Source organism: Azonexus sp., assembly GCF_030824335.1.
Classification (GTDB): Bacteria; Pseudomonadota; Gammaproteobacteria; order Burkholderiales; family Rhodocyclaceae; genus Azonexus.
Genome location: NZ_JAVBXX010000024.1, coordinates 24,954 through 51,861 on the forward strand (window position 1 = coordinate 24,954; position 26,908 = coordinate 51,861).

Annotated in this window: 21 protein-coding genes and 1 tRNA gene; 10 read left to right on the top strand and 12 right to left on the bottom strand. The window is 59.1% G+C overall.

Features of this window, described 5'->3' with window-relative positions:
* Nucleotides 1-56: 56 nt before the first annotated feature.
* Nucleotides 57-668: an indolepyruvate oxidoreductase subunit beta gene (locus tag RCI20_RS13900; RefSeq protein WP_306606473.1), complete on the bottom strand. Its 612-nt coding sequence runs from the start codon at nt 666-668 to the stop codon at nt 57-59.
* Nucleotides 665-2,539 (bottom strand): thiamine pyrophosphate-dependent enzyme, encoded by a 1,875-nt coding sequence (locus RCI20_RS13905; protein ID WP_306606475.1) that lies wholly within the window; start codon nt 2,537-2,539, stop codon nt 665-667. Before RCI20_RS13905 ends, RCI20_RS13900 begins: the two co-directional genes overlap by 4 nt.
* Nucleotides 2,540-2,836: 297 nt before the next feature.
* Here RCI20_RS13905 and aceE point away from each other — a divergent pair, with 297 nt between their 5' ends.
* The 4 genes from aceE (at nt 2,837) to RCI20_RS13925 (ending at nt 9,553) form a co-directional block, all read left to right on the top strand.
* A complete protein-coding gene (gene aceE / locus RCI20_RS13910) occupies nt 2,837-5,506 on the top strand; it encodes a pyruvate dehydrogenase (acetyl-transferring), homodimeric type (RefSeq protein ID WP_306606477.1) in 2,670 nt (889 codons plus the stop codon).
* 15 nt (nt 5,507-5,521) lie between these two features.
* Nucleotides 5,522-7,162 carry a dihydrolipoyllysine-residue acetyltransferase gene (aceF, locus tag RCI20_RS13915; protein WP_306606478.1) on the top strand — a complete coding sequence of 547 codons (1,641 nt, stop codon included), beginning with the start codon at nt 5,522-5,524 and terminating at the stop codon, nt 7,160-7,162.
* Nucleotides 7,163-7,174: 12 nt separating this feature from the next.
* The gene (lpdA, locus tag RCI20_RS13920) at nt 7,175-8,977 is read left to right on the top strand and encodes a dihydrolipoyl dehydrogenase (protein ID WP_306606479.1); all 1,803 of its coding nucleotides are present in this window, start codon (nt 7,175-7,177) and stop codon (nt 8,975-8,977) included.
* Between the two features lie 84 nt (nt 8,978-9,061).
* Nucleotides 9,062-9,553, top strand: a complete 492-nt coding sequence (locus tag RCI20_RS13925; RefSeq protein WP_306606480.1) for a thioesterase family protein — start codon at nt 9,062-9,064, stop codon at nt 9,551-9,553.
* Nucleotides 9,554-9,556: 3 nt separating this feature from the next.
* Here RCI20_RS13925 and ppk2 read toward each other — a convergent pair whose 3' ends face one another.
* Together ppk2 and RCI20_RS13935 are read right to left on the bottom strand one after the other, a co-directional pair.
* On the bottom strand, nt 9,557-10,669 hold the full coding sequence (gene ppk2, locus RCI20_RS13930; RefSeq protein ID WP_306606481.1) for a polyphosphate kinase 2: 1,113 nt from the start codon (nt 10,667-10,669) through the stop codon (nt 9,557-9,559).
* 58 nt (nt 10,670-10,727) lie between these two features.
* Nucleotides 10,728-11,183, bottom strand: a complete 456-nt coding sequence (locus RCI20_RS13935; RefSeq protein WP_306606498.1) for a histidine phosphatase family protein — start codon at nt 11,181-11,183, stop codon at nt 10,728-10,730.
* A 25-nt stretch (nt 11,184-11,208) separates the two neighbouring features.
* Between RCI20_RS13935 and RCI20_RS13940 the strand changes: the two genes are divergently transcribed.
* A complete protein-coding gene (locus RCI20_RS13940) occupies nt 11,209-11,511 on the top strand; it encodes a GIY-YIG nuclease family protein (protein WP_306606482.1) in 303 nt (100 codons plus the stop codon).
* Nucleotides 11,512-11,513: 2 nt separating this feature from the next.
* Complete coding sequence (locus RCI20_RS13945; RefSeq protein WP_306606483.1) at nt 11,514-12,197, top strand: HugZ family protein; 684 nt, start codon at nt 11,514-11,516, stop codon at nt 12,195-12,197.
* A gap of 50 nt (nt 12,198-12,247) precedes the next feature.
* Here the strand turns inward: RCI20_RS13945 and RCI20_RS13950 are convergent.
* From RCI20_RS13950 to RCI20_RS17750, 8 genes are all read right to left on the bottom strand, one after another.
* Nucleotides 12,248-12,323 (bottom strand) — tRNA-Phe (locus tag RCI20_RS13950).
* An 87-nt stretch (nt 12,324-12,410) separates the two neighbouring features.
* Nucleotides 12,411-13,925: a sensor histidine kinase gene (locus RCI20_RS13955; protein WP_306606484.1), complete on the bottom strand. Its 1,515-nt coding sequence runs from the start codon at nt 13,923-13,925 to the stop codon at nt 12,411-12,413.
* A complete protein-coding gene (locus RCI20_RS13960) occupies nt 13,903-14,574 on the bottom strand; it encodes a response regulator transcription factor (RefSeq protein WP_306606485.1) in 672 nt (223 codons plus the stop codon). The genes RCI20_RS13955 and RCI20_RS13960 overlap by 23 nt, the downstream gene beginning before the upstream one ends.
* 269 nt (nt 14,575-14,843) lie before the next feature.
* Nucleotides 14,844-16,526 carry a cation acetate symporter gene (locus RCI20_RS13965; RefSeq protein ID WP_306606486.1) on the bottom strand — a complete coding sequence of 561 codons (1,683 nt, stop codon included), beginning with the start codon at nt 16,524-16,526 and terminating at the stop codon, nt 14,844-14,846.
* Nucleotides 16,511-16,840: a DUF485 domain-containing protein gene (locus RCI20_RS13970; RefSeq protein WP_306606487.1), complete on the bottom strand. Its 330-nt coding sequence runs from the start codon at nt 16,838-16,840 to the stop codon at nt 16,511-16,513. The genes RCI20_RS13965 and RCI20_RS13970 overlap by 16 nt, the downstream gene beginning before the upstream one ends.
* 149 nt (nt 16,841-16,989) lie before the next feature.
* Entirely contained in the window at nt 16,990-18,642 is a 1,653-nt protein-coding gene (groL, locus tag RCI20_RS13975; protein WP_306606488.1) for a chaperonin GroEL, read from the bottom strand.
* 76 nt (nt 18,643-18,718) lie between these two features.
* A complete protein-coding gene (locus RCI20_RS13980) occupies nt 18,719-19,009 on the bottom strand; it encodes a co-chaperone GroES (protein WP_306606489.1) in 291 nt (96 codons plus the stop codon).
* Between the two features lie 206 nt (nt 19,010-19,215).
* Nucleotides 19,216-19,389, bottom strand: a complete 174-nt coding sequence (locus RCI20_RS17750) for a hypothetical protein (protein ID WP_373691526.1) — start codon at nt 19,387-19,389, stop codon at nt 19,216-19,218.
* Between RCI20_RS17750 and RCI20_RS13985 the strand changes: the two genes are divergently transcribed.
* The 4 genes from RCI20_RS13985 to RCI20_RS14000 form a co-directional block, all read left to right on the top strand.
* Nucleotides 19,388-19,537 carry a hypothetical protein gene (locus RCI20_RS13985; protein WP_373691527.1) on the top strand — a complete coding sequence of 50 codons (150 nt, stop codon included), beginning with the start codon at nt 19,388-19,390 and terminating at the stop codon, nt 19,535-19,537. The genes RCI20_RS17750 and RCI20_RS13985 overlap by 2 nt on opposite strands.
* Nucleotides 19,538-19,590: 53 nt before the next feature.
* The gene (locus tag RCI20_RS13990) at nt 19,591-19,893 is read left to right on the top strand and encodes a hypothetical protein (protein ID WP_306606490.1); all 303 of its coding nucleotides are present in this window, start codon (nt 19,591-19,593) and stop codon (nt 19,891-19,893) included.
* A 186-nt stretch (nt 19,894-20,079) separates the two neighbouring features.
* Nucleotides 20,080-21,159 (top strand): TIGR03032 family protein, encoded by a 1,080-nt coding sequence (locus RCI20_RS13995; RefSeq protein WP_306606491.1) that lies wholly within the window; start codon nt 20,080-20,082, stop codon nt 21,157-21,159.
* Between the two features lie 44 nt (nt 21,160-21,203).
* The coding region (locus RCI20_RS14000) for a DUF4347 domain-containing protein (protein WP_306606493.1) at nt 21,204-26,908 on the top strand (5,705 nt) is incomplete at its 3' end.

Sequence of the window (26,908 nt, forward strand, 5' to 3'; positions counted from 1 at the left end):
AAGAAAACGGGAAAGGCGGTTGCCTTTCCCTTTGATTCGGCGCGGATTTTATCAGATTACGCGAGCGCTGCTTCAGCGGCACCGACAGCGGCCCGTCCGGCCTCGAAAGCCCGGCGATTCAGATCGACCATTTTCTCGCCCTTTCTGGCAAAACGCTGCAGCACACAAGCCAACAGCGTTTCGGCACCGAACGGCAGATGGTCGGCAATGGCGCCGAGCATCACGGTATTGCCCAGACGGATGTCGCCCAGTTCCTGCGCGATGGTCGTCGCATCGAAAGCAACGACCTTGTTGCCGCTCTTGCGGATTTCCGCCAGCGGGTCTTCCGGATAATCGAACAGCCCGAGTTCAACCACCGGCGGCACCAGCTTGGCAGTATTCATCAACGTGATGCCGCCCGGTTTCAGCATGTGCTGCCAGCGCATTGCCTCGGCCGACTCGAAACCGAGCAGCACGTCGGCGGTGCCCGGCGTGATCTGCGGCGACAGGACTTTCGGCCCGAAGCGCAGGTGGGACGAGACGACGCCGCCACGCTGCGCCATACCGGCGACTTCGGTTTTCTTTGCATCGTGGCCAAGCGCTATCGCCGCTTCAGCGAGAATTTCGGTCGCCGTCATGACGCCCTGGCCGCCAATGCCGACCACCAGAATATTGCTCACGCCGTTCATGCTGCACATCCTTTGCTGGCGAACTGGATGGGAGAAGTCGGCACGTGATGCACGATGGCATCCGGCGCACAAGGCTGCAGGCACAGGCCGCAACCGGTACACACCGACGACTCGATGCGCACGAAAGCCAGATCGACTTCGCGCCCACTCGGTTTGACTTCCTTGCCGCGCCGCGTGACGTGGATGGCCGGGCAGCCGACGTCGATGCAGTTGCCGCAACCGGTGCACTTGTCTTCCAGCACTTCGAAGGGCTTCAGCTTGTGGTAATCCTTGATCAACACGCAGGGCTGGTCGGTGATGATGACCGAGACTTCCGGCACCTTCACTTCTTCGCGCAGGGTCTTGAACAAAACCGGCAATTCATAGGGGTTGACCGTATGAATGCGCTCTTCCTTGACGCCGAGCGCCGAGACCAGCTTGGCGAAGTCAATACGCGGCGCATCATCGCCGTAGATATCGCGGCCGTTGCCCGGATTGTCCTGGCCGCCGGTCATGCCGACGGCGCGGTTGTCGAGCAGCAGCACGGTGACGTTGCCCTTGTTGTACACCATGTCGAGTAGACCCTGCATGCCCATGTGCAGGAAGGTTGAATCTCCGATCACGGCGACCACGCGCTTGTCCTTGTCGGCTTCGCCGCGGCCCTTGTCCATGCCCAGCGCGATGCCCATCGAAGCGCCCATCGAGACGCAGGTGTCGAGCGCATTCCACGGATGCCCGGCGCCCAGCGTGTAGCAGCCGATATCGCCGGAAATGTTCAGGTTACGCACTTGCGACAGCGTGTAATAGACGCCGAGGTGCGGGCAAGCGACGCACATGGTCGGCGGCCGCGGGAAAACATTCAATGCTACGGTCGACTGGGTTTCCGGCACCGGTTCGCCGAGCAGGCGGGCAATTGCGGGCTTCAGCACATTCGGCGACAACTCGCCCTGCAAGGGCAGGATTTCCTTGCCGATGACCTGGAGGCCCTGCGCCTTCAACTCGGTTTCGACCAGCGGCTCGACCTCTTCGACCACCACGACCTGATCGACCATGGCCGCCAGCTGGCGACACTTCTCGAACGGCACCGGGCAGGAGAAACCAAGCTTCAACACCGGCGCATCCGGGAAGGATTCCTTGACGTGCATGTAGGCCGGGCCGGAAGCGATGAAGCCGATACGCTTGTCGCTGCCATCCTCGATGAAATTCAGTTCGCTGGTTTCGGCCAGCGCACGCAATTCGCCATCGCGCTTGAACATCAGCGGAATGCGCTTGCCAGCGTTGCCCGGCACCATGACGTAACGCGCCGGGTCTTTCTTGAAGCCGGCACCGGCATGCGCCACGCGCTCACCGACGGTGACCAGCGACTTGACGTGGTTGATGCGCGTCGTCATGCGCAGGATGACCGGCACCTGGAATTGTTCGGACAGCGTGTAGGCGTACAGCGTCATCGCATAGGCTTCCTGCGAATCGGCCGGCTCGAGCACCGGCACATGGGCAAAACGCCCCCAATAGCGCGAGTCCTGTTCGTTCTGCGATGACGAAAGGCCGACGTCGTCGGCGATGGCGATCACCAGGCCGCCGCTGACCCCGGTCAGGGTCAGGGTCATCAGCGCATCGGAGGCGACATTCATGCCGACATGCTTCATGCAGCAGAAGGCACGCGAGCCGGCATAGGCCGCACCAATCGCCACTTCCAGCGACACCTTCTCGTTGACCGACCACTCCGCGTACAAATCCGGATAGGTCGACACGACTTCCATCATTTCAGTAGACGGCGTGCCGGGATACGCGGCGGCAACCTTGACGCCGGCTTCCCAGACGGCGCGGGCAACGGCTTCGTTGCCGGACAAAAGTAGCCGGCTGGCGGCTGGGGCGGGCATGACTGCGGCCATGGATGCTCCTGGTAGCAAATAGCAAAGCCCTCGATTATAGAAGGGCCAAGCCCGAACAATTTGATACAGCGCAAGTCGCCATGCTTTTGCTTTTTGTTTCACATTAAAAACCCAACAAGCAAATTTCCACCCCGCAAAAATATTGCACGATGCGAATTTTGTTTTTACAATGCGAAAAATCGAACAGAAATAAACGCGGGGTGCGATCCGCCCCGCAAAGCGTTAAAGTTGTCCTGCTTACCCGGCAAGACAGAATGCAAACCACCGCAGGTGAAAAACCCACGTAGGAGACAAACCATGGCCGACCAGCCGAACACCCAAGCTGCCGACACAGATCCGCAGGAAACAAAGGAATGGACTGACGCGCTGGAAGGCGTCATTACGAACGAAGGCGCCGAGCGCGCCCACTACCTGATCGAGACACTGATCGGTCAGGCCCGCGAGGACGGCATCGACATCCCGTACTCGGCCAATACCGAATACATCAACACCATTCCGGCGGACAAACAGCCCAAGTACCCGGGCGATCCGGACATGGAGATCAAGATTCACTCCTACATCCGCTGGAACGCCATGGCCATGGTTGTGCGTGCCAACAAGGACACCAACGTCGGCGGCCACATTGCCTCCTTCGCTTCGGCTGCCGCGCTGTACGACGTCGGCTTTTCGCATTTCTGGCGCAGCATCAACGATCCGTCCGGCGGCGACCTGATTTTCTTCCAGGGCCACTCGGTACCGGGCGTTTATTCGCGCGCCTTCATGCTCGGTCGCCTGACCGAAGAGCAGATGGACAACTTCCGCCAGGAAACCGACGGCAAGGGCATCTCGTCCTATCCGCACCCCTGGCTGATGCCGGACTTCTGGCAGTTCCCGACGGTGTCGATGGGCCTCGGCCCGATCCAGGCCATCTACCAGGCCCGCTTCATGAAGTACCTCGATTCGCGCGGACTGGCCAAGGCCGGTGATCGCAAGGTCTGGGCATTCCTGGGCGACGGCGAGACCGACGAAGTCGAATCGCTCGGCGCCATCGGCATGGCCGGCCGGGAAAAGCTGGATAACCTGATTTTTGTCATCAACTGCAACCTGCAGCGCCTGGACGGTCCGGTGCGCGGCAACGGCAAGATCATCCAGGAACTCGAATCCGAATTCCGTGGTTCCGGCTGGAATGTCATCAAGCTGGTCTGGGGCACGCACTGGGATGCGCTGTTCAACCGCGACAAGAAGGGCGTCCTGAAAAAACGCATGATGGAACTGTGCGACGGCGAGTACCAGACCTTCAAGGCCAAGAACGGCGCCTACGTCCGCGAACATTTCTTCAACACGCCGGAACTGCGCGAACTGATCGCCGATTGGACCGACGATGACGTCTGGCAACTGAATCGTGGCGGCCACGACATCTTCAAGATTTTTGCCGCCTACAACGCCGCCGTCACCCACAAGGGTGCCCCGACCCTGATTCTCGCCAAGACCATCAAGGGCTTCGGCATGGGTCAGGCCGGCGAAGCCATGAACATTTCCCACCAGCAGAAGAAGATGGACAAGGAGCAGATCGCCCGCTTCCGCGACCGCTTCGGCCTGCCGGTGCCGGACGACAAGCTGGAAGAACTACCTTACCTGACCTTCGCGCCGGATTCGGCCGAATACAAATACATGCAGGAACGCCGCGCCGCACTCGGCGGGTACCTGCCGCAGCGCCGCCGCAAGGCCGAGCCGCTGGCCATTCCGGCGCTCGACAGCTTTGCCGCCCTGCTCAAGGCATCCGGCGAAGGCCGTGAGCTGTCCACGACGATGGCCATCGTCCGCATCATGAACATGCTGCTGAAGGACAAGAACGTCGGCAAGAATGTCGTGCCCATCGTGCCGGACGAATCGCGCACCTTCGGCATGGAAGGCATGTTCCGCTCGGTCGGCATCTGGAATCAGCAAGGCCAGAACTACGTGCCGGAAGATCACGACCAGCTGATGTTCTACAAGGAATCGAAGACCGGCCAGGTGCTGCAGGAAGGCATCAACGAAGCCGGGGCGATGAGCGACTGGATCGCCGCCGCCACGTCGTACTCCGTGCATAACGTGCAGACCATTCCGTTCTACATCTGCTACTCGATGTTCGGCATGCAGCGCGTCCTCGACCTGTGCTGGGCCGCCGGCGACCAACGCGCCCGCGGCTTCCTGATCGGCGGCACCGCCGGTCGCACGACGCTGAACGGCGAAGGCCTGCAGCACGAAGACGGCCACAGCCTGATCCTGTCCAACCTGATCCCGAACTGCATCTCCTACGATCCGACCTTCCAGTACGAAGTCGCCGTGGTGACGCAGGACGGCATGCGCCGCATGTTCCAGGAACAGGAAGACGTGTTCTATTACCTGACGGTGATGAACGAAAACTACGAGCACCCGGAAATGCCGGTCGGCGCCGAAGCCGACATCATCAAGGGCATGTACTCGTTCAGGAAGGGCGCCGACTCCACCGGCCCGCGCGTGCAACTGCTCGGCTCCGGCACCATCTTCCGCGAAGTGATCGCCGCCGCCGACCTGCTCAAGCAGGACTGGGGTGTCGAATCTGACTTGTGGGGCTGTACCAGCATGAACGAACTGGCACGCAACGGGATCGATACGCAGCGCTGGAACATGCTGCACCCGCTGGAAGAACCGAAACTGTCGCACGTTGAGCAAAAGCTGGCTGGCGCCAAGGGTCCGGTCATCGCATCGACCGACTACATCAAGCTGTTCTCCGAGCAGATCCGCCCCTTCGTCAAGGCACCGTACGTCACGCTGGGCACCGATGGTTTCGGCCGTTCGGACACCCGCGAGAAGCTGCGTCATTTCTTCGAGGTCGACCGTCACTGGGTGACGCTGGCCGCGCTGAAGGCGCTGGCCGACGCTGGCGAAATCAAGCGCGAAGTCGTTGCTGCCGCTCTGGTCAAGTACAACCTTGACCCGAACAAACCCAACCCGATGTCGGTTTAATCAGGGAGAGACAACATGAGCCAAATCATTGAAGTCAAAGTCCCGGACATTGGCGATTTCGACAGCGTTCCGGTCATCGACCTGTTCGTGAAGGTCGGCGACACGATCAAGGTCGACGACGCGATTGCCACGCTGGAATCCGACAAAGCCACGATGGATGTGCCTTCCACGGTCGACGGCGTCGTCAAGGAAGTTCTGGTGCAGCTCGGCTCCAAGGTCAGCGAAGGTGTCGTGCTGATCAAGGTCGAAACCGGTGCTGCTGCCGCCGCGCCCGCACCGCAAGCCGCTGCCCCGGCAGTTGCTGCTGCGCCCGCCCCGGCGCCCGTTGCCGCACCGGTTGCTGCCCCGGCAACTGCCGGTGGTGGCGTGGTCGAGGTCAAGGTGCCGGATATCGGCGATTTTGACGAAGTCCCGGTCATCGAGTTGTACGTCAAGGTCGGCGACAGCATCAAGGTCGACGACGCGATTGCCACGCTGGAATCCGACAAGGCCACGATGGATGTTCCGTCCACCGTCGCCGGCACGGTCAAGGAAGTGCTCGTCCAGATCGGTTCCAAGGTCGGCGAAGGTTCGGTGCTGATCAAGGTTGAGAGCGGCGCGGCGCCAGCTGCTGCTTCACCGCAGGCTGCTGTACCGGCTTCAGCCGTTGCTGCCCCCCCGGTTTCTGCCCCTGCGGCGGTGTCGACCGCAACAATTGCCACACCGGCTGCGCTGGCGCCGGCCCTGCCGATTGGTTCGAAGGTTCACGCCTCGCCGTCGGTCCGTGCCTATGCCCGCGAACTCGGTGTCGATCTGGCCAAGGTACCGGCCACCGGTCCGAAAGGTCGCATCGTCAAGGAAGACCTGACCAAGTACGTCAAGGGCGTGATGTCCGGTGCCACCGCTGCCCCGGTCGCTGCCGGCGCCAGCCTCGGTGGCGGGCTCGATCTGCTGCCCTGGCCGAAGGTCGATTTCGCCAAGTTCGGCGAGATCGAGGTCAAGCCGCTGTCGCGTATCAAGAAAATTTCCGGCCAGAACCTGTCGCGCAACTGGGTGATGATCCCGGCCGTGACGTATCACGAAGATGCCGACATCACCGATATCGAAGCCTTCCGCGTGCTGCTCAACAAGGAAAACGAAAAGGGTGGCGGCGCCAAGCTGACCATGCTGGCTTTCCTGATGAAGGCTTGCGTCAAGGGCTTGCAGAAATTCCCGGAATTCAATTCCTCGCTCGACGGCGACAACCTGGTGCTCAAGAAGTATTTCAACATCGGTTTCGCAGCCGACACCCCGAACGGCCTGGTCGTCCCGGTGGTCAAGAACGTCGACAAGAAGTCAGTCTTCGAGCTGGCGCAGGAATCCGGCGAACTGGCCAAGCAGGCGCGTGACGGCAAGCTCAAGCCGGCCGACATGTCCGGTGCCTGCTTCACGATTTCCAGCCTCGGCGGCATCGGCGGCACCTACTTCGCACCGATCGTCAATGCGCCGGAAGTCGCCATTCTCGGGGTTAACAAGTCAGCCATGAAGCCGGTCTGGGACGGCAAGGCTTTCGTGCCGCGCCTGGTCCTGCCGCTGTCGCTGACCGCTGACCACCGCGTTATCGACGGGGCGCTGGCGACCCGCTTCAATGTATATATCGCGCAGCTGCTGGCCGACTTCCGTCGCGTCGCGCTGTAAGGGGAGAACACCATGAGCAATCTGGTAGAAGTCAAAGTCCCCGACATCGGCGATTTCGCCGAAGTGCCGATCATCGACCTGTTCGTCAAGGTTGGCGACAGCATCAAGGTCGATGACGCAATTTGTACGCTGGAATCGGACAAGGCGACGATGGATGTGCCGTCGCCGGTCGCCGGCGTGGTCAAGGAAGTGCTCGTTCAGCTTGGCGCCAAGGTGGGTGAAGGCGCGTTGCTGATCAAGGTTGAAAGTGGAGCGTCTGCCACGACCACAGAAACAACGGCTGGCCCTGGGGTCAACCCGGAAAATACGCCAAAAATGGAAACCCCGGCCGCGGCACCAGCCGCTGCCCCGGTCGCCGGCAGCCATGCCGGCGGTGCCGACATCGAGTGCGAGATGCTCGTCCTCGGCGCCGGCCCTGGCGGCTATTCGGCCGCCTTCCGTTCGGCCGACCTCGGCATGAAGACGGTCATCGTCGAGCGCTACGCCACCCTCGGTGGCGTCTGCCTGAACGTCGGCTGCATTCCGTCCAAGGCGCTGCTGCACGTTGCAGCCGTTATCGAGGAAGCGGCACACGCCAACGACCTCGGCGTCACGTTCGCAGCACCGCAAGTCGACATCGACAAGCTGCGCGCCCACAAGGACAAGGTGGTCGGCAAGCTGACAGGCGGCTTGGCAGGCATGGCCAAGGGACGCAAGGTCGACATCGTGCGCGGCTATGGTCACTTCCTTGATGCGCATCACATCGAAGTCGAGGAAACCACCGGCAGCAGCCAGGAAAAGACCGGCGTCAAGAAGGTCATCAAGTTCCAGAAGTGCATCATCGCAGCCGGTTCGGCCGCCGTGCATCTGCCCTTCATTCCGCGCGACCCGCGCATCGTCGATTCGACCGGCGCACTGGAGTTGCGCTTTGTGCCGAAGAAGATGCTGGTCATCGGCGGCGGCATCATCGGTCTGGAAATGGCGACCGTCTATTCGACGCTGGGCGCCAAGGTCGATGTCGTCGAAATGGCCGATGCGCTGATGCAGGGACCGGATCGCGATGCCGTCAAGGTCTGGGAAAAGCAGAACCTGTCACGTTTCGACAAGATCATGCTAAAGACGAAGACGGTCTCCGTTGACGCCAAGGACGATGGTCTGTGGGTGAAGTTCGAGGGTGACAACGCGCCGAATGCCGATGCAGTCCGCTACGACATGATCCTGCAGGCCGCCGGGCGCGCCCCGAACGGCAACAAGATCGCCGCCGACAAGGCCGGCGTGATCGTTGGCGAACGCGGCTTTATTCCGGTCGACGGGCAAATGCGCACCAATATCCCGCACATCTTCGCGATTGGCGATGTGGTCGGCAACCCGATGCTCGCCCACAAGGCGGTGCATGAAGCACACGTTGCAGCGGAAGCTGCAGCAGGGCAGAAAGCGGTGTTCGACGCGCAGGTCATCCCGGGCGTCGCCTACACCCACCCGGAAGTGGCGTGGGTTGGCTACACCGAAGACCAGGCCAAGAAAGAAGGTCGCAAGGTCGAGACTGCCAAGTTCCCGTGGGCTGCCTCCGGCCGCGCCATCGCCAACGGTGCCGACTACGGCTTCACCAAGCTGATTTTCGATGCCGAAACGCATCGCGTGATCGGCGGCGCCATTGTCGGCCCGAACGCTGGCGACATGATCGGCGAAGTCTGCCTGGCCATCGAGATGGGCTGCGATGCCGTCGATATCGGCAAAACCATCCACCCGCACCCGACGCTGGGCGAAACCATCGGCATGGCTGCCGAAGTCGCCCACGGCAGTTGCACGGATGTGCCACCGGCGCGCAAAAAATAAGTCTGCTGAATTACGCTGAGTTGGTTTAGCGTTCGGTTTGGGCGACGGGAACCCGTCGCCCTTTTTTATGTCTGTGACCACACAATGAACGCCACAACGACCCATCCCCGCCGCTCCAGCGCAGAGCAGGAGCGCCTTGAAACCGCCTTGCGCGACGTCTTCGAGCACAAACTCTGTTTCAACGAACTGCTCGGGTTCAAGGTCGAATCACTCGATCCAGAAGCCCCGCAGATCAGCTTTGCCATGCGTCCGGACCTGATCGGCCACTACCTCCACGGTCGCCTGCATGGCGGCGTGATCGCCACAGTGCTCGACACGGTTGGCGGCCTGGCCGCCACCGTCGCCATCGCAGAGAAGTTCAACAGCGAGAGCACGGAACAGGTTGCTCACCGTTTCGGCCGCATCGGCACCATCGACCTGCGCACCGATTTCCTGCATCAGGGGATCGGCAAAAAATTTACGGCCACCGGACGCGTCACGCGTCTGGGTGGCCGTATCGCTTCCGTGCAGATGACGCTGGAAAACGAAGCCGGTGTGCTGATTGCCACCGGCGGTGCCGCCTACGTCGTCAGCTAGGATTTACAGCAGCGGCACGCCCTGGTGCTCGCCACGCTCGTACACCACATTGGCCCGACCGACGATCAGCGGATCGAGATTGCCGATGCGCGTCGTGTCCTTGTTGGTGTACGGTAATTTATGCAGCACATAGCGCAGCGCGTTCAAACGCGCGCGTTTCTTGCAGTTCGACTTGATTACCGTCCATGGCGAATCCGCCGTGTCGGTATGGAAGAACATCGCTTCCTTGGCCTTGGTGTAGTCGTCCCACTTGTCGAGCGAGGCCATGTCAATCGGTGACAATTTCCACTGCTTGAGCGGATGCACCTTGCGTTCGCGAAAGCGGCGGCGCTGTTCTTCCTGGCTGACCGAGAACCAGAACTTGATCAAGTGCGTGCCGTTGCGCACCAGCATGCGCTCGAATTCCGGCGCCTGACGGACAAATTCGGCATATTCCTGATCGGAACAGAAACCCATCACCCGCTCGACCCCCGAGCGGTTGTACCAGGAACGGTCAAACAGCACGATCTCGCCATTGGTCGGCAGATGCTGCACATAACGCTGGAAATACCATTGGCCACGCTCAATTTCCGAGGGTTTCTCCAGTGCGACAACGCGTGCACCGCGAGGATTCAAATGCTCCATGAAGCGCTTGATCGTCCCCCCCTTACCGGCCGCATCACGGCCTTCGAACAGCACCACGACCTTCTGGCCGGTTTCCTTGACCCAGGCCTGCAGCTTCAGCAACTCCACCTGCAAGCGGTATTTCTGCCGCTCGTAATTGCTGCGCTCCATGAGGTTCTTGTAGGGATAGCCACCATCGCGCCAATCCTTGACCAGCTCCTCATCCGGATTGACGACCTGATCATCCAGCGCGATGCGCTGCTGTTTGAGCAGGCTTTTCAGCATGACCAGGGCTTCCTCATCCGGCGAGTTGGCGAGAATGTCGCGCATGGCGGCCATTTTTGCCTCTTGCGCCGCGTCGACCGCAGCATGCACGGAAAAGCCTTCAATCCCGGCGGGCGTCAGCGATGGTGCAATATCGCCTTTTGCTACGGCGCGCCGACGAACGGCCGGTGCGCGGGGTGTCGATGTCTCGGTCGACGGTGCAGCGATGTTCTTTTTTGCTGTAACCATATTGCCCTCTGTGTGCTGTTGCCAAAGGGTCTATTTCACGCTTCTCGGGACGCCTTGTCTAGTCCAGTAACTCAACCGGCATCATGCAGCGCAAGACTGTCTGCTTTTCACCTTGGCGCAGGCGATTGTTCAACCACCACACAGCGCCTTTCTTGATGCTCCAGTCAGCCTCCTGGCCGGCCAGCAACAGCGAAGCCATGCGCCCCAAAGCCGGCTGATGCCCGATCACCAGCACCGCCCCCCGCGCATCCGGCCAGCCGGTTGCTGCAATCAATTCTGAAACACAGGCATCCGGCCCGATCTTGCGCGCAGTTTCAAAAGGCAGCTTGAGCGCCTCCGCCGTTTGCTGGGTACGTACCGCCGGACTGACGATGATGCGCATATCCTTCGGTTGGTGCTTGCGCAGCCAGGCGGCCATCAACCCGGCCTGCTTTTCGCCGCGCTCAGTCAGACGACGTTTCATGTCATCCTCGCCATCTTCAGCTTCGGCGTGTCGCCACAGCAGCAAATCCATCATATCCTCCGGAAAAGACGGCATTATGTTGACCGGATGTTACCGCAGCATTTCAACTGACTTCACCCCCTTGAAACCCTGGTTCCTTTACCTGCTGGAATGCTGCGATGGCAGCATCTATACCGGCATCACCACCGATGTTGGTGCTCGCTTTGCCGCCCACTGTCGCGGCGATGGCGCCCGCTACACACGAGCCCATCCGCCACTTCGACTGCTGGGATTCGAATCTCACCCGGACCGCTCCGCCGCCTCGAAAGCCGAGTACCGGATCAAGCAACTAAGTGCCGCCCAAAAACGTCTTTTCGCCAACTCACTGGAGACGCCCTGATCATGCAAATTCCGCTCAGCGACCTGATTCACCTGATGCACGAAGCACCGCATGCCATTCTTTCGACGCACTCGACCCAAATGCCGGGGTTTCCCTTTGGTACGGCGGTTCCCTTGATTGTCGATGAACACCACCGCCCCATCCTGTTGATCAGCGCCCTCGCAGAACACACCAAAAACCTGCAGGCCGACGGCCGGGCAAGCTTGGCCATTCTTGCACCGGGCACCAGCAATGTTCAGGATGCCGCACGCGCCACGATGATCGGGACGTTCAGCCCATTCACTCCCTCGGCCAGCCTGGTAAAGCGCTACCTTCGCTATCAGCCTGCCGCCGAACAATACCTGCAACTCGACTTCAGCTTCTTCCGGATGGAGATCGAACGAACCCGTTATATCGGCGGTGTCGGCCGGATGGGATGGCTGGAAAAAACCGACTGGACGGACGCCTTCTGTATCAACAGCGATACCGAACAAGAACTTGTCACCGTCGTCGCCGAAAAACTACCGGCACATATCCGCGTACTGGGCATCGATGCCTACGGTGTCGATCATGAAGTCAACGGCATCCGCGAACGCCATCGTTTCAGCAACCCGACCGAAGCTTCGGAACTGGGCAACGCCTCGCAAGATTGGCCTGACGACTGGTCCCGCAGCGATGCAAATTCTGCGGTCGACGACAAAATATAGCCAAAATGCAAAAAGCCCGGTCAGAAGACCGGGCTTTTTGCATTAATACTTGGTGGCCAATCGCGGAATCGAACCACGGACACGCGGATTTTCAATCCGCTGCTCTACCAACTGAGCTAATTGGCCAAAACGAGGGCGCATTATAGCGGGGGGTTTGGACCTTCGCAAGGAAATATTGAAAATAAACCACTAACGCGACGACTGGTTCGAACTTCAAGGGCCAAGCGGTGGAGACTGGCGGTACAACTCCGAATAATCTTCCGGCGGCAAAGGCGGCGGCAGTGGCGGATACCATGCGGCAAAGGCAACACGTGCCACGGCACCCTTGCCCCGCGGATTTGGTCGCAGACTGGCTTGTGCATCGTGCTGATTGGCGATTTCCTGAACGATGGCCAAGCCCAGGCCACTGCCTTCGGTCGTCGCGTCATCGACCCGATAGAAGCGCTCGAAGACCAGCTCGGCCTGCTCTTCGGATATGCCGACGCCGTCATCTTCGATCTCTAGCAGAATGGTGCTCGACGTATTGATGATGCGGCAGGTGACATGCCCACCAGCAGGGGTATAGCAAATGGCGTTGTCGATCAGGTTTTTGGCCAGTTCGCGCAACAGGAAGGCATTCCCCAGAATGATGGCTTTGCCGGTCGACTCGTAACCGAGGTCGATATTCTTTTCCAGCGCACGCATCACCCAATCTTCGACAACCTCCCTGACCAACAGGGAAAAATCCAGTGGCTCATGCTTCTGCTGGCTGATTTCACTGCCTTCCGTTCTGGCCAGCGTGAGCAGTTGATTGACCAGGCGTCCAGCCCGGTCCACACCCGTGGCAATCTGGCGCAGCGCGTGCCGCAAGGCTGCCGGGTCCGTTTCACGCGCAGCGAATTGCGCCTGGGTTTTCAGTCCGGTCAGCGGCGTGCGCATCTGGTGGGCGGCATCGGCCACAAAGCGCTGTTGCGCCTCGACGTTACGCTTCATCCGCTCCAGCATTTCGTTGAATGCCTCGACCAACGGCTCCAGTTCTTCCGGCACGCGCCGGGTAGCAATGGGCGACAAATCGCCGGGGTCGCGATCTTCGATGGTATTGCGCAAACGAGTCAGTGGTCGCAAACCGCGCGACAGACCAAACCAGACCAGCATGACGGCAAGCGGGATGATGATGAACTGCGGAAGAATCACGCTGGCCACGATACGGTTGGCGAGTTGCGTGCGTTTTTCCGTTGTTTCAGCCACTTCGACCAAAACCCATTGCGCAACCGGCGCCTGCGGCTCAGCCAGGTAGGAATACGCCACCCGAAGATCCTGCCCCTTGTATTCCATGTCGCGGAAATAGATTTCCCCTGGCACCACATCGGCCAGCCTGGCAAACTCAGGCGCCGGCAGGTCATGATCGCCAACGACCAGGGCTTGATCCTGCGTCAAGACATGAAAATAGACGCTATCGAGTTCATCAGCCCGCAACATGGCCCGCGTCGAGGCGTGCAGCGACACCTGCGGCTCCCGGTTAACGAACTGGATTTGCCGACTGATCGTTGCAACGTGCTCACGCAAGGATTGGTCGTATGGGTAATTGGCGACGTTGTTCGCGAAATAATGGGTAAAGGCGATACTCAGCGGCCAGACGAAGAGCAAAGGAGCGAGCATCCAGTCCAGGATTTCGCCGAACAGGGAGCGCTCGGTCTCCGGCGACAGCGGACTGCCGCCGCCCGAATTACTCGCTTTGTGGTCGCTCAAGGCAATAACCCAAACCGCGCACAGTCGCAATCTTCACCCCGCCCGGCTCCAGCTTCTTGCGCAGGCGATGCACGTAAACTTCGATGGCATTGTGACTGACCTCTTCACCCCAGCCACACAAATGGTCGACCAATTGATCCTTGCTGACCAGCCGCCCCATGCGGGTCAGCAAGACCTCAAGCAAGCCGACTTCCCGCGCCGACAGCTCCAGCGGCGTACCATCGATCTGGGCCACACGTCCAATCTGGTCATAGGCCAGCGCACCGCACAGGATGGTCGGCGCTGTACCGGCCGAACGCCGGGTCAGTGCCCGCACCCGCGCTTCCAGTTCGGCCAGCTCGAAAGGCTTGACCATGTAGTCATCCGCACCCAGATCCAGCCCCTTGACCCGGTCGTGGGTTCCGTCCAAGGCAGTCAGAATCAATACCGGCAACTGCGAATTGCGCGAACGCAAGCGCTTCAGCACATCAAGCCCGGACAATTTTGGCAAGCCGAGATCAAGAATCAACAGGTCGTAAGATACGGTAAGCAAGGCCGTATCGGCATCCAGTCCATTCGCCGCCCAATCTACGGCATAACCGGCCTGACGCAAGGATCGGGAAAGGCCATCAGCAATGATCGCATCATCCTCAGCAATCAGAATTCGCATGTTTCGAAGCCCCCTTTGCTGGCGTAAGCATTTTGTAAGCCTGCCACAGTATTCTGCGCGGGCTGTTCTCCTTTTATGGTCTTGGAGTTCGAGGTGCAAACCCCGACTCAGGGGGTGGCCCGATCCTGCACTGGGTAACCCCCTACCGTTTTTTCCCTCAAAAGCCTTGCAAGTCTAGCAAATAACCGATGGCTCAGTTGGCCTCGGAGATTCTGTTATCGACCATAGCGCATGCGCGTTGATCTTCGGCATGAAAGTCCGGCACATTCTTAATGTGAGCGCGCCACCGATGCGCCAAGCCCAGTCTCCGAACGAATCAATTGATCCAGAAACAAGGCCCGCTCCTTTTCCGCTTGCGCCGACTTGTCGAGTACAGAAATACACCAGATCGAGAAGAAGGCCAGCGGCATGGAAAATATGGCCGGCGAAGCATAAGGAAACAACGCGCTTCCCGAAGCATTGCCCAGTACACGCTCCCAGACCGCCGGGGACAACACGGTCAGCAGCAAGGCCGTGATCAACCCGATGAAACCGCCTGCCGTCACGCCCCGGGTTGTGCAGTCCTTCCACAGGACCGCCATGAACAGAACCGGGAAATTGGCCGAACAGGCGATGGAAAATGCCAGCATGACCATGTAAGCGACGTTCTCATGCTCGAAAAGAATACCGAGCGCAACCGCAATGACCCCAAGCATGAAGGTCGTCATTTTCGAAACGAGTCGCTCCTTCTCCGAGGTCACCACGCCCTTGCACAACACTGTGGCGTAAAGGTCATGCGATACCGCGGAAGCACCGGATAAGGTCAAGCCAGCAACTACTGCCAAAATCGTGGTGAAAGCCACTGCCGCAATAAAACCCAGAAAAAGATCGCCGCCCAGCACATGGGCCAAATGCACCGCAGCCATGTTACTTCCACCCTGCAAGCCATTCCCAATTCGTCCACCCACGTAATACTCGGCCGGATACGGCACCAGGCTGACGATGGCACCAAAGCCGATGATGAAGGTAAGCACGTAGAAAAAGGCAATCCATGCCGTCGCCCAGGCAACCGATTTGCGTGCCTCACGAGCATTCGGAACGGTGAAGAAACGCATCAGGATATGCGGCAAGCCGGCCGTACCGAACATCAGCGCCATCCCCACCGAGATGGCCGATACGGGGTCCTTGATCAAACCACCGGGCGCCATCAGCGCATCCTTCAGTCGGTGCAAATCCGTGGCACGGGAAAACAGCGCATCAGGATTGAAATCGAAGCGGAACAGCACGAGGAGCGCCATCAACGAAGTTCCGAACAGCAACAGGACCGCCTTGTTGATCATGACCCAAGTCGTCGAGGTCATGCCACCCAGCAGCACATACATCATCATCACAATACCGACCATGATCACCGAATAGGCATACTCCAGCCCGAACAATATCTTGACCAACTGGCCAGCGCCGACCATCTGGGCGATCATGTAAAACAGCACGACAGCCAGCGAGCCCAAGGCCGCGAAGGTACGCACCGGCTTCTGGGAAAAACGATACGCGGCGACGTCGGCAAAGGTGAATTTTCCGAGGTTGCGCAAGCGCTCGGCCATCAGGAAAGTAATGACCGGCCAACCGACCAGCCAGCCAATGGAAAAAATCAGTCCGTCAAAACCACTGACGAAAACCAGCCCGGAAATGCCGAGCAAGGAAGCGGCCGACATATAGTCACCGGCAATGGCAAGACCGTTCTGAAAGCCGGAAACCCCGCCGCCACCCGCATAAAAATCGGCAGAAGAACGACTGCGCGCCGTCGCCAGACGTGTCATCCACAGCGTCAGGCCGACAAAAAACAGGAAGGTACTGATCGCCGACCAGTTCGTCGGTTGGCGCACTCCGCTACCGGAAGCCGACGCAGCAAACGCCAGGCCGGCCACCCCGAGCAGCGCACCAGCCAGCAGCAAAAACTTTACGATCTTGGACATTTCAGCGCCTGACGACGTATTTCGGCAGTCTCGACATCAAACTCCCGGTTTGCCCGCCGAACATATATCACGGTCAACGCGACAGTCAGCGCAATAACCCCGAGCCCCAGCGGCAACCCCAAAGTAACGGTCAAGCCATCAACAACAGGCAGAGCCATCCAGTCGGGGCGAAAGGCAATCAGAAAAATATAGGAAAAATAGGCCAGAACGACCATGGCGGACATTCGGAAAGCGTAACGATTGCGTTTTTTCACCAAGGCCTGAAAACGTGGATTTTCACGAATGTGGGCGTAACTTGAAGCGTGCTTTTGCACGAAACATCTCCATCAGGCCAGCGGCCCAGCAACGCAAGGGGCGCAAGAATAGCGCATTCCGGTTCGCAGCGCGAAATCATGAAGTTTGAACGAAAAAAAGCCCCGTGCGAAACGGGGCTTTTTCACAGCGCAGGGCGCTCAGGCAAGCATTACATGCCCATGCCGCCCATACCACCCATGCCGCCCATACCGCCCATGTCAGGCATGCCGCCGGCCGGCTTGTCTTCAGCCAGTTCAGCAACCATGCATTCGGTGGTCAGCATCAGGCCGGCCACGGAGGCAGCGTTCTGCAGTGCGGTGCGGGTCACCTTGGTCGGATCCAGCACACCCATTTCGACCATGTCGCCGTACTCGCCGGTGGAAGCGTTGTAACCGTAGTTACCCTTGCCACGCTGCACCTTGTCGACCACAACAGACGGCTCGTCACCGGCGTTGGCGACGATTTCGCGCAGCGGCTGTTCCATGGCGCGCAGCACGATCTTGATGCCGGCGTCCTGGTCGTGGTTGTCACCCTTCAGCTTGCCAACGGCAGCACGGGCACGGATCAGGGCAACGCCGCCGCCGGCGACAATGCCTTCTTCCACGGCAGCGCGGGTTGCGTGCAGGGCGTCTTCAACGCGGGCCTTCTTTTCCTTCATTTCGACTTCGGTGGCTGCGCCAACCTTAATGACGGCAACGCCGCCAGCCAGCTTGGCAACACGTTCCTGCAGCTTTTCCTTGTCGTAATCGGAAGTCGCTTCTTCGATCTGGATGCGGATCTGCTTGACGCGAGCTTCGATGGCAGCAGCTTCGCCGGCGCCGTCGATGATCGTGGTGTTTTCCTTGGCGACTTCGATACGCTTGGCCTGGCCCAGATCCTTCAGGGTTGCCTTTTCCAGCGTCAGGCCGGTTTCTTCAGCGATCACGGTACCGCCGGTCAGGATGGCGATATCTTCCAGCATGGCCTTGCGACGGTCGCCGAAGCCCGGGGCCTTGACGGCAACGGTCTTCAGGATGCCACGGATGTTGTTCACCACCAGCGTAGCCAGCGCTTCGCCATCGACATCTTCAGCGATGATCAGCAGCGGACGGCCGGCCTTGGCAACTTGCTCCAGGATCGGCAGCAGGTCGCGGATGTTCGAGATCTTCTTGTCGAACAGCAGGACGAACGGGTTTTCCAGCAGGGCTTGCTGCTTGTCACCGTTGTTGATGAAGTACGGCGACAGGTAGCCGCGGTCAAACTGCATCCCTTCGACGACGTCGAGTTCGTTGGCCAGGGACTTGCCATCTTCAACGGTGATGACGCCTTCCTTGCCGACCTTTTCCATGGCATTGGCGATGATTTCGCCGATGTCGGAATCGGAGTTGGCGGAAATCGAACCAACCTGGGCGATTTCCTTGGTCGTGGTGCAGGGCTTGGAGAAAGCCTGCAGTTCAGCGATGGTGGCGATAACTGCCTTGTCGATACCGCGCTTCAGGTCCATCGGGTTCATGCCGGCGGCAACGTACTTCATACCTTCGCGGACGATGGACTGGGCCAGCACGGTAGCGGTGGTGGTGCCGTCACCGGCGATGTCGGAGGTCTTGGAAGCAACTTCCTTGACCATCTGGGCGCCCATGTTGGCGAACTTGTCCTTCAGTTCGATTTCCTTGGCGACGGAAACGCCGTCCTTGGTCACCGTCGGGCCGCCGTAAGAGCGCTCGAGCACGACATTGCGGCCCTTCGGACCGAGGGTAACCTTGACCGCGTCGGCCAGGATGTTGATGCCTTCGACCATGCGGGCGCGGGCGGAATCACCGAATTTGACTTCTTTAGCTGCCATTTGTAGCTCCTGAATTTTGATCTGTATTGAACGTTGACCGCAGTACGGTCAGGCGTCGTGTCTTAGGCGGCAGAAATTACTTCTGCAGAACGCCCATGATGTCTTCTTCGCGCATGACCAGGACTTCCTGACCATCGACCTTGACGGCCTGACCGGCGTACTTGCCGAACAGAACACGATCACCGACCTTGACGTCGAGAGCGATCTGCTTGCCGTTGTCGTCGCGCTTGCCCGGACCGACAGCCAGCACTTCGCCCTGATCCGGCTTTTCACCAGCGGAATCGGGGATCACGATGCCGGAAGCGGTGGTGCGCTCGGCTTCAATGCGCTTGACGATCACACGGTCATGCAAAGGACGAATGTTCATAGATATCTCTCCTGAAATTGTGTTCATAACACTGGAAATTGGCCGGCTACACAAACTGCGCCGCCGGGACCGGCGCGGGCTATTATTAGCACTCGCGGCCGGTGAGTGCTAATAATAGGGACGGCAAGCCTGCTTTTCAAGAGCGGAGTGCAATAATTGTTTGGAACAAATATTGTTGCAGACAAAAAAATACAGCGTCAGACAACTCACTGGGCGGGTTCTAAATGAGCAATAGCGTCCAGCGTCGGCTGACCATTGCCTCCCAATTTTGGACTGATCAGACTTTGAATCGCCCCGGGGCGATTCATGTGGCTCAATTGACGGACTTGCACTGGCATACGATCAAGGCTATCGACCATCAGCGCTTGCAGCGTCAGCATGGCTGAGTTTGTCGCCGACGATGTACGCCGCCAGGAGATGGATGAATTTGCCTTGCACAAGGGACAGTGCTATGCAACGGTGGTGATGAACGCACAACGCATGCCTGTCCTCTGGGTCGTCGAAGGCAATAGTCGGGGCGACTCATGATATGCTCACGTCAAACCAATAGTGCCAACATATTTCCCACCATGGAAACCAGCTTGCCACCGTCGCATTCTGTGCCAGTCCCTTTGTCCAACGCACGCAGCTACTGGCTGACCGGCCTGTCGGGCACCGGCAAGAGCACGCTGGCGCAAGCCCTGGCCCAGCTTTTCGCGACGCCGGCCTTGCCGTTTGCGTATTGGATGGTGATGAGCTACGGCAGGGCCTGTGCCGCGATCATCGCCGAAGCTGTACACAGCATTCTTCGACTGCCACCGGTGCGCCACGCGCCAGCCGGCCAGCCCCGGAAACTCCATGTCCAACCGACGTGCGCAGTCGCGCATCCCTTCATGGATGATTGATCGACAGCTGGAACAGCATTTCGCATTCGAAGGAACGCTGGTTCAGCGCAATTCTCATCGGACGCTTTCAATAGTCAGTTCTTCACCGACTCAAAAAATTAAATTTCAATTAAACTTCAATCAATTACTTAAGACAATCCAGAGTCCGATGGCATTTTGGATCATTGCGAAAAGGTTTTATAAACAGTGCTGAAAGATGTGGTCGAACCTACAGGGAGTGCTGACGAGCGGAGCATCTATTGCTCGCCCAACTTGGCCGCATGGTTGGACGAAAACAAAGGTTTTCTGGCTATATCAACCTACGAGTCGGCAAAAGTCTATTTTGTGCTCTCACCGGATGGCAGGGAGACGAGGACCATCGAGCGTTTCTTCGGCCCAGCCATGGGCCTCGCATTTCAGGACAATGCCATGTGGGTTGGCTCGCGGGAGCAGTTGTGGAAATTCGTCAATGCTGGCCCTCTGGACTATCAGGGGACCCGATATGACGCCTTTTACATACCCCGATCCGGTCATTTCGTGGGCGCCTGCGATTCTCATGACTTAGCCCTTGATGCGGAATATGGCGGTAAGCGGTACAGCGTAATATTTGCCAATACCCGGCACAACTGCATCAGCACACTGGATGACTTTTACGCCTTCAAGCCGCTTTGGCGCCCGCCTTTCGTCGATGCCGTGGTCCCTGAGGATCGTTGTCACCTGAATGGTCTCTGCCTTGTGAACGGCGAACTGAACTACGCCACCGTCTGCTCCACCACCAATACCAGCCAAGGCTGGCGGAGTCACATAAACGGCGGAGGTGCGGTATTTGACATCAGGAACAACGAAATCGTCTGTTCTGGCCTTTCAATGCCCCACTCGCCAAAATGGCACGACAACCGGCTGTGGTTGCTGAACAGTGGATGCGGCGACTTCGGTTTTGTCGACCTAGCGCGAGGCAAGTTCATACCGGTAGCCCTCCTGCCGGGTTTTGCCCGCGGCCTGGTCTTCCACGGGCATTACGCCATCATTGCCCTGTCACGCATGCGGCCATCAGGCCTCACGACCGGCATGTTGCTGGAAAACAGGTTGAAGGCGGAAGAAATCACCCCCGTATGTGGACTAGTCATCTTCAATCTGAGAACGGGGGCCGTGGAGCACACCCTGTTCTTCGACAAGGCGGTAAACGAACTATACGACGTAGCGTTTGTGGCCGGCCCCAGGCTGCCCTATTCCCCAGGCTTTCAAGAGCCAGAAGTGCATAAAGACGTTATCCATTTTGCTGGCTGACGGTTTGGTTATCGATATTCAGGACATATATCCAGGAGTGAATTATGAGCAAACGTGAAGTTGTATTTATCGATGCATCGGTAATTGACGCACAGAAAATCATCAGCGGCCTCCCCGGATATGCCGACTATGTCCTGTTGCAACCAGGCCAAGATGGTCTTACCCAGATCAAGAACTGGGCCTTGACCCATACCGGCTACGATGCCATCCACCTGGTCAGCCATGGCAGCGACGGCATGCTCCAGATCGGTAATGCCAGGCTCACCGAGGCCACCCTAGACCAGCGTGCCGGAGACCTGGACATCATCCACACCGCACTGACTCCCGGCGCGGATTTGCTGATCTACGGCTGTAACGTGGCGGCCTCCGAGGTTGGCATTTCCTTTCTGAACAAGCTGTCCGGCATGCTCGGGGTCAATGTCGCCGCCTCTACCGACCTCACCGGCGGTGCCCAGGGAGATGAAGTACTCGAATTCGTGCATGGCGACGTCCAGACCCAGACTCTGGACCTGCCGGAACTCACCGCCAGCCTCGATCCCGCCGACCAGCCGGTGGTTTCCTATACCATCTCGGCTACCGATGCTTGGGGCGCTCGTGGTTATGCCACGGAGTTCGCCACCATCCTCACGGACAACTCGACCGCCATCTTGTTCAATAGTGGCAACACACTGCGCATCTACAATGCCTCGGGAACCCTCACCGGAACGGTCGATGTCAGCACCCTGTTGACCAATGGCGCCAATGGTGTAGTCGGCCTGTCCAACGGCAATATCCTGGTCTATGGGGAAAATCTCGGCGCCTCCCAACCAGCATCGTTCGCCATCGTAGGCAAGACCGGCAATACCGTGCTAGCACGCACAGTTGTCACCTCCGACACCTATGACAACAATTCGTGCATGAGTGTCGTCGAGTTGTCGAACGGCAACCTAGCCATCCAATGGTACGACAGCTCAGGCATGAACAAGGTTCAGGTCTGGGGCCAGAACGGTAGCCCGGTATCGGGCGTCATCAGTTTTGGGACGGGTGGAAACACCAATTACGACGCCCACCTGGCCGCCAGTTCGGATGGCACCTTCATTGCCGCCTATGCCTTCTACGGCACTGCCGAACATGCTGTCATCTACAACAACGACGGTTCCGTCCGGGTCAGCGACTTCCTCGTAGGATCTGCCTGGAACGATGGTTCGGCAAAAGTCTATGCCCTCGGCAATGGCGATTATTATCTCTATCAGCGGGATAACGGTGCCAAATTCGTCGACTCCCTGACCGGGGCAATCACTTCAGCCGGATATTCCCCAAGCTATTCGGAGCCGATTGCAATCGACCTGGCTTCCGTTAATGGAGGATTCGTTCGGGTTGTTACGAACAACCAATATGAGACTGCCCGGTCTGCGGCTGTCGCCAATAGTGGGACAGGGCCTCTTTCAACCTCTGGTAGTAACGCCAGCCTGGAATTATTGAAATACAGTAACAGTGCCGTGCAGTCACAGTCCCAAGTCTCTGACAGCGGCCTTTATTACCACCATTCCTTCACTCATGTCGAGGATTGGGGTGGTGGTTATTTTTATGCATACTCGGACGAATCGTATGGCCCGTCCATTTCTGCCTTCTCCGGGGATAGCACAGGCTATGGCACGATCTCCAAAGTCTATACCTCGGACTCCGCCTACACGGTCACGGTCCGACTGTACAACGTAGCATCCACGAACCAGGTCCCCACGCTGACCACGGTCAACAACGTCACCGGCGCTACGGAAGACACCCAGTTGGCCGTCAGCTTCGCCGACCTGCAAGGTCTCGCCAACGAAGCCGACAGCGACGGCACCGTCACCGCCTTCGTCGTCAAGGCCGTGTCAACCGGCACGCTCAAGATCGGAACTAGCGCCGGTACGGCCACGGCTTATAACGCTGGAAGCAACGCCACCATCGACGCCACCCACAATGCCTACTGGACGCCTGCCGCCAACGCCAACGGCAATCTCAATGCCTTTACCCTCGTCGCCAAGGATGACTCCGGCGGCGAATCGGCCACGCCGGTCCAACTCGTTGTCGTCACTGGCGCCGTCAACGACGCCCCCGTCCTCAGCGGCAACGGCAACCTGAGCGCTGTCAACGAAGACACCGCCAGCCCCGCCGGTGCAGCCCTCAGCGCCCTGGGCATCACTGCCAATGACACCGCCGATGGCGGAAGCATCGCTGGCTACGCCATCATCGGCAATACCGCCAATGCCGGCACTCAGGGGGCCTGGCAATACAGCACCAATGCCGGCGCCAACTGGTACGCCATCGGCAGCGTGGCTGATGGCGCCAGCGCCCTGGCCCTCTCGGCGACCACGCTGGTGCGCTTCGTGCCTGTGGCCAACTACAACGGCACGCCTGCCGGCTTGAGCATCCGTGCCCTGGACAACAGCTACGCCGGTGGCTTCAGCACGGCCGCCGGTTCGGAAACCCGCGTCACCGTCGACACCGGCAGTAACGGCGGTAGCACCGCCATCTCGGCAGCCACCGCCAGCATTGGCACCAGCGTCACAGCGGTCAACGACCCCCCTGTCGTCGCCAACCTCGCCAGCGACACCCTCAGCACCCCGGCTAGCGCCGCAGCCGCCCTCATCGACCAGGGCACGGCGGCCACTATCACCGACGTGGACAACGCCAACTTCAACGGCGGCACGCTCACTGTCTCCTTCGTAGCACGCACCGACGGCGCGGGCGACGTGCTCTCCATCCACACCGGCGCGGGCGTGACACTCTCCTCAGGCACCACGGTCGGCAGCACAGTCACGGTGAGTGGCACGGCCATTGGTACTATCGCCGCCAGCGGCACCGGTGCCGGCACCGACAACCTCATCGTCAATTTCAACAGCAGCGCCACGTCGGCTCTCGTTTCCTCCCTGCTGCAAAACGTCACCTACGACAACACGGCGGGCAGCCCGACGGCGGGCGACCGGTCCGTGCGCTTCGTGCTTACCGATGGCAGCGGTGGCGGCAGTGGCAACATCGACACCACCGTCAGCGTCACCACCAACCCGGCACCGGTGGTGACCACCCCGACGGCCATCAACCTGACCGATACGGCGGCAGCCGACAGCTTCAGCAACCAGACGGGCACGCTGAGCGCAACGGACGCCGACGGCATTGCCAGCTATGGCATCAGCACGCCGACCAGCACCAGCGCGAACTTCAGCGACAACGGCGTCACCTACGATATCTCCAAGACCGGTACCTACGGCACGCTCTACGTGGTGAGCATCGGTGCAGACAAAGGCAAGTACGTCTACGTCCCCAACGCCAGCCCCATCAACACCCTGGCCAGCGGCACGCCGACCGACACTTTCACGGTCACCGCCACCGATAGCAACGCCGGCCCGGCTACCGGCAGTGCCACGCTCACCGTCAACGTGACGGGAGCCAACGACACTCCGACCGACATCAGCCTGTCGGCGTCATCGGTCAACCAAAGCGGCGGCACCAACGTCACGGTAGGCAGCCTGAGTGCCACCGATGCCGACACCGGTCAGACCCACACCTACAGCCTGGTCACCGGTAACGGCAGCAACGATGCCGACAACGCCAGCTTCAACATCAGCGGCAGCACCCTGCGCGCCAACGATGCCGCGGCATTGGCCGCCGGCACCTACCACATCAACCTGCGGACCACCGACAATGGCACGGGCAACCTCAGTTACGACAAGGCTTTCACCATCACCGTGGTGGACAATGTCGCCCCCACGGTAAGCTCCATCATCCGCCAGACCCCATCTACCAGCCCGACCAATACCGATAGCCTGACTTGGCGCGTCACCTTCAGCGAAGCCATCACCGGTATCGATACGTCTGATTTCAGTGTGAGTGGCACTACTGCGACTGTGGCTTCCGTCACCCAAGTGGGAAGCACCAACGCCTACGATTTGGTTATCAGCGGAGGTGATCTTGCCAACCTCAATGCCACAGCGACGTTAGCGTTTGCTGGTGGGCAGAACATCACAGACACTGCCAGCACACCCAACGCACTAACTGTGACGACGCCCACTGGCAGCAACAACAACACCTTTATGGTGGATAACGCTGCGCCCGCACTCACTGGTGTAGTAACGATTGCAAGTAATAACGCAAATGCCGCTCAAGCCAAAGTTGGCAACACCATTACAGTTACGTTCACCACTGATGGCACACAAAACGGCAGTCCGACAGCTACTATCCTAGGGCACGCCGCCACGGTCGCCAATACCTCGGGTAATACTTACGCTGCCACCTACACACTGGTCAGCGGTGACACAGAAGGCGCAGTCACCTTTTCCATTGGTGCCAGCGATGTAGCTGGCAACGCCATGACTGCAGTCATGGCGACGACCGACAGCAGCGCTGTTGACTTCGACAAGACAGTACCCACATTGTTGATCAGCACGATCGCTGCAGACGACAACATCAACGACACAGAGGATGAGAACAGCATCACGATCAGCGGCACCTCCAGCGGTGCGGATGGTCAGACTGTAACGGTCAACGTGGGAGGGACTAATACAACAGGGACCGTAGCTGCGGGAGGTGCTTGGTCAGTCTCCTTGACGAGTACTGAAGTCAAAGCCCTAGTTGAAGGAAATGTTGGCATTGCTGCCGATGTGAATGATGCAGCGGGCAATTCAGCTACACAAGCCATCAGGACGGTCGTTTATGACCGAACTGCACCCGCTGCTCCCAGTGCTCCCGATATGACTTCAGGCACCGATACGGGGCGTTCTGATACTGACAACAATACAAGTAACACTACGCCAACCCTCACGGGAACAGCAGAAGCGAATAGCACGGTAAAACTCTATGACACAGATGGGGCAACCTTGTTGGGTACAGCTACAGCAGATGGTGCCGGTAACTGGAGCATTACGAGTGCAACACTGACCAATGCAGAGCATACCCTGACGGTCAAATCGATTGATGCCGCTGGCAATATTGGGGGAGCCTCAACTGCTCTGGTTGTCACGATCGATACCTTGCCTCCGACGAACACAATCGCCACGGCAAATTTCTCCAATGACACGGGAGCAAGTACAACTGATTTCATGACTAATACGGCGGCACAAACCGTCAGTGGTACGTTGGAGGGCAATCTTGCAACCAATGAGGGCGTGGAAGTCAGTTTGGATGGCGGCACAACTTGGATGACCGCCATAACGACAACCGGACAAAATACCTGGACTCTTGCCGGGCAAAACCTGACAGCAAGCAATTCTTTGAAAGTTCGCGTGTTTGACGCCGCTGGTCATGTCGGATCTGTGTTTGACCAAACTTATGTTCTGGATACTACTGCACCTGTCTTTGTTCCTGCTGACAGCACTCCCGCGGATGATGCCACCACCTTTGGTATCAACAGTGACATTGTTCTAAAGTTTGGGGAGCGCCTTGATGCCAGCAGCGATCTCACCAAGGTCTACCTCAAGGATGAGGTCACGGACACCTTAATTACGGCCTCAATTACCCTTAACGCCAATGGTGAGATTGTGATCAATCCCACAGGTAGCCTGTCGTACTCGACGGCCTACTACGTCACCTGGGATGCCGATGCGCTGAAGGATGCCGCCGGCAACGCGGCCACCGCAGTCAGCGACGAAACCACCTTCAACATCACGACGACGGCCGCTCCGCCGCCCCCCGAACCAACCCCGACACCGACGACTGCCCCGACGGAAACGCCGGCCGGCACCTACGACGGCGTCACGATCACCAGCAACACGCAGACGACCAGCAATGGCAC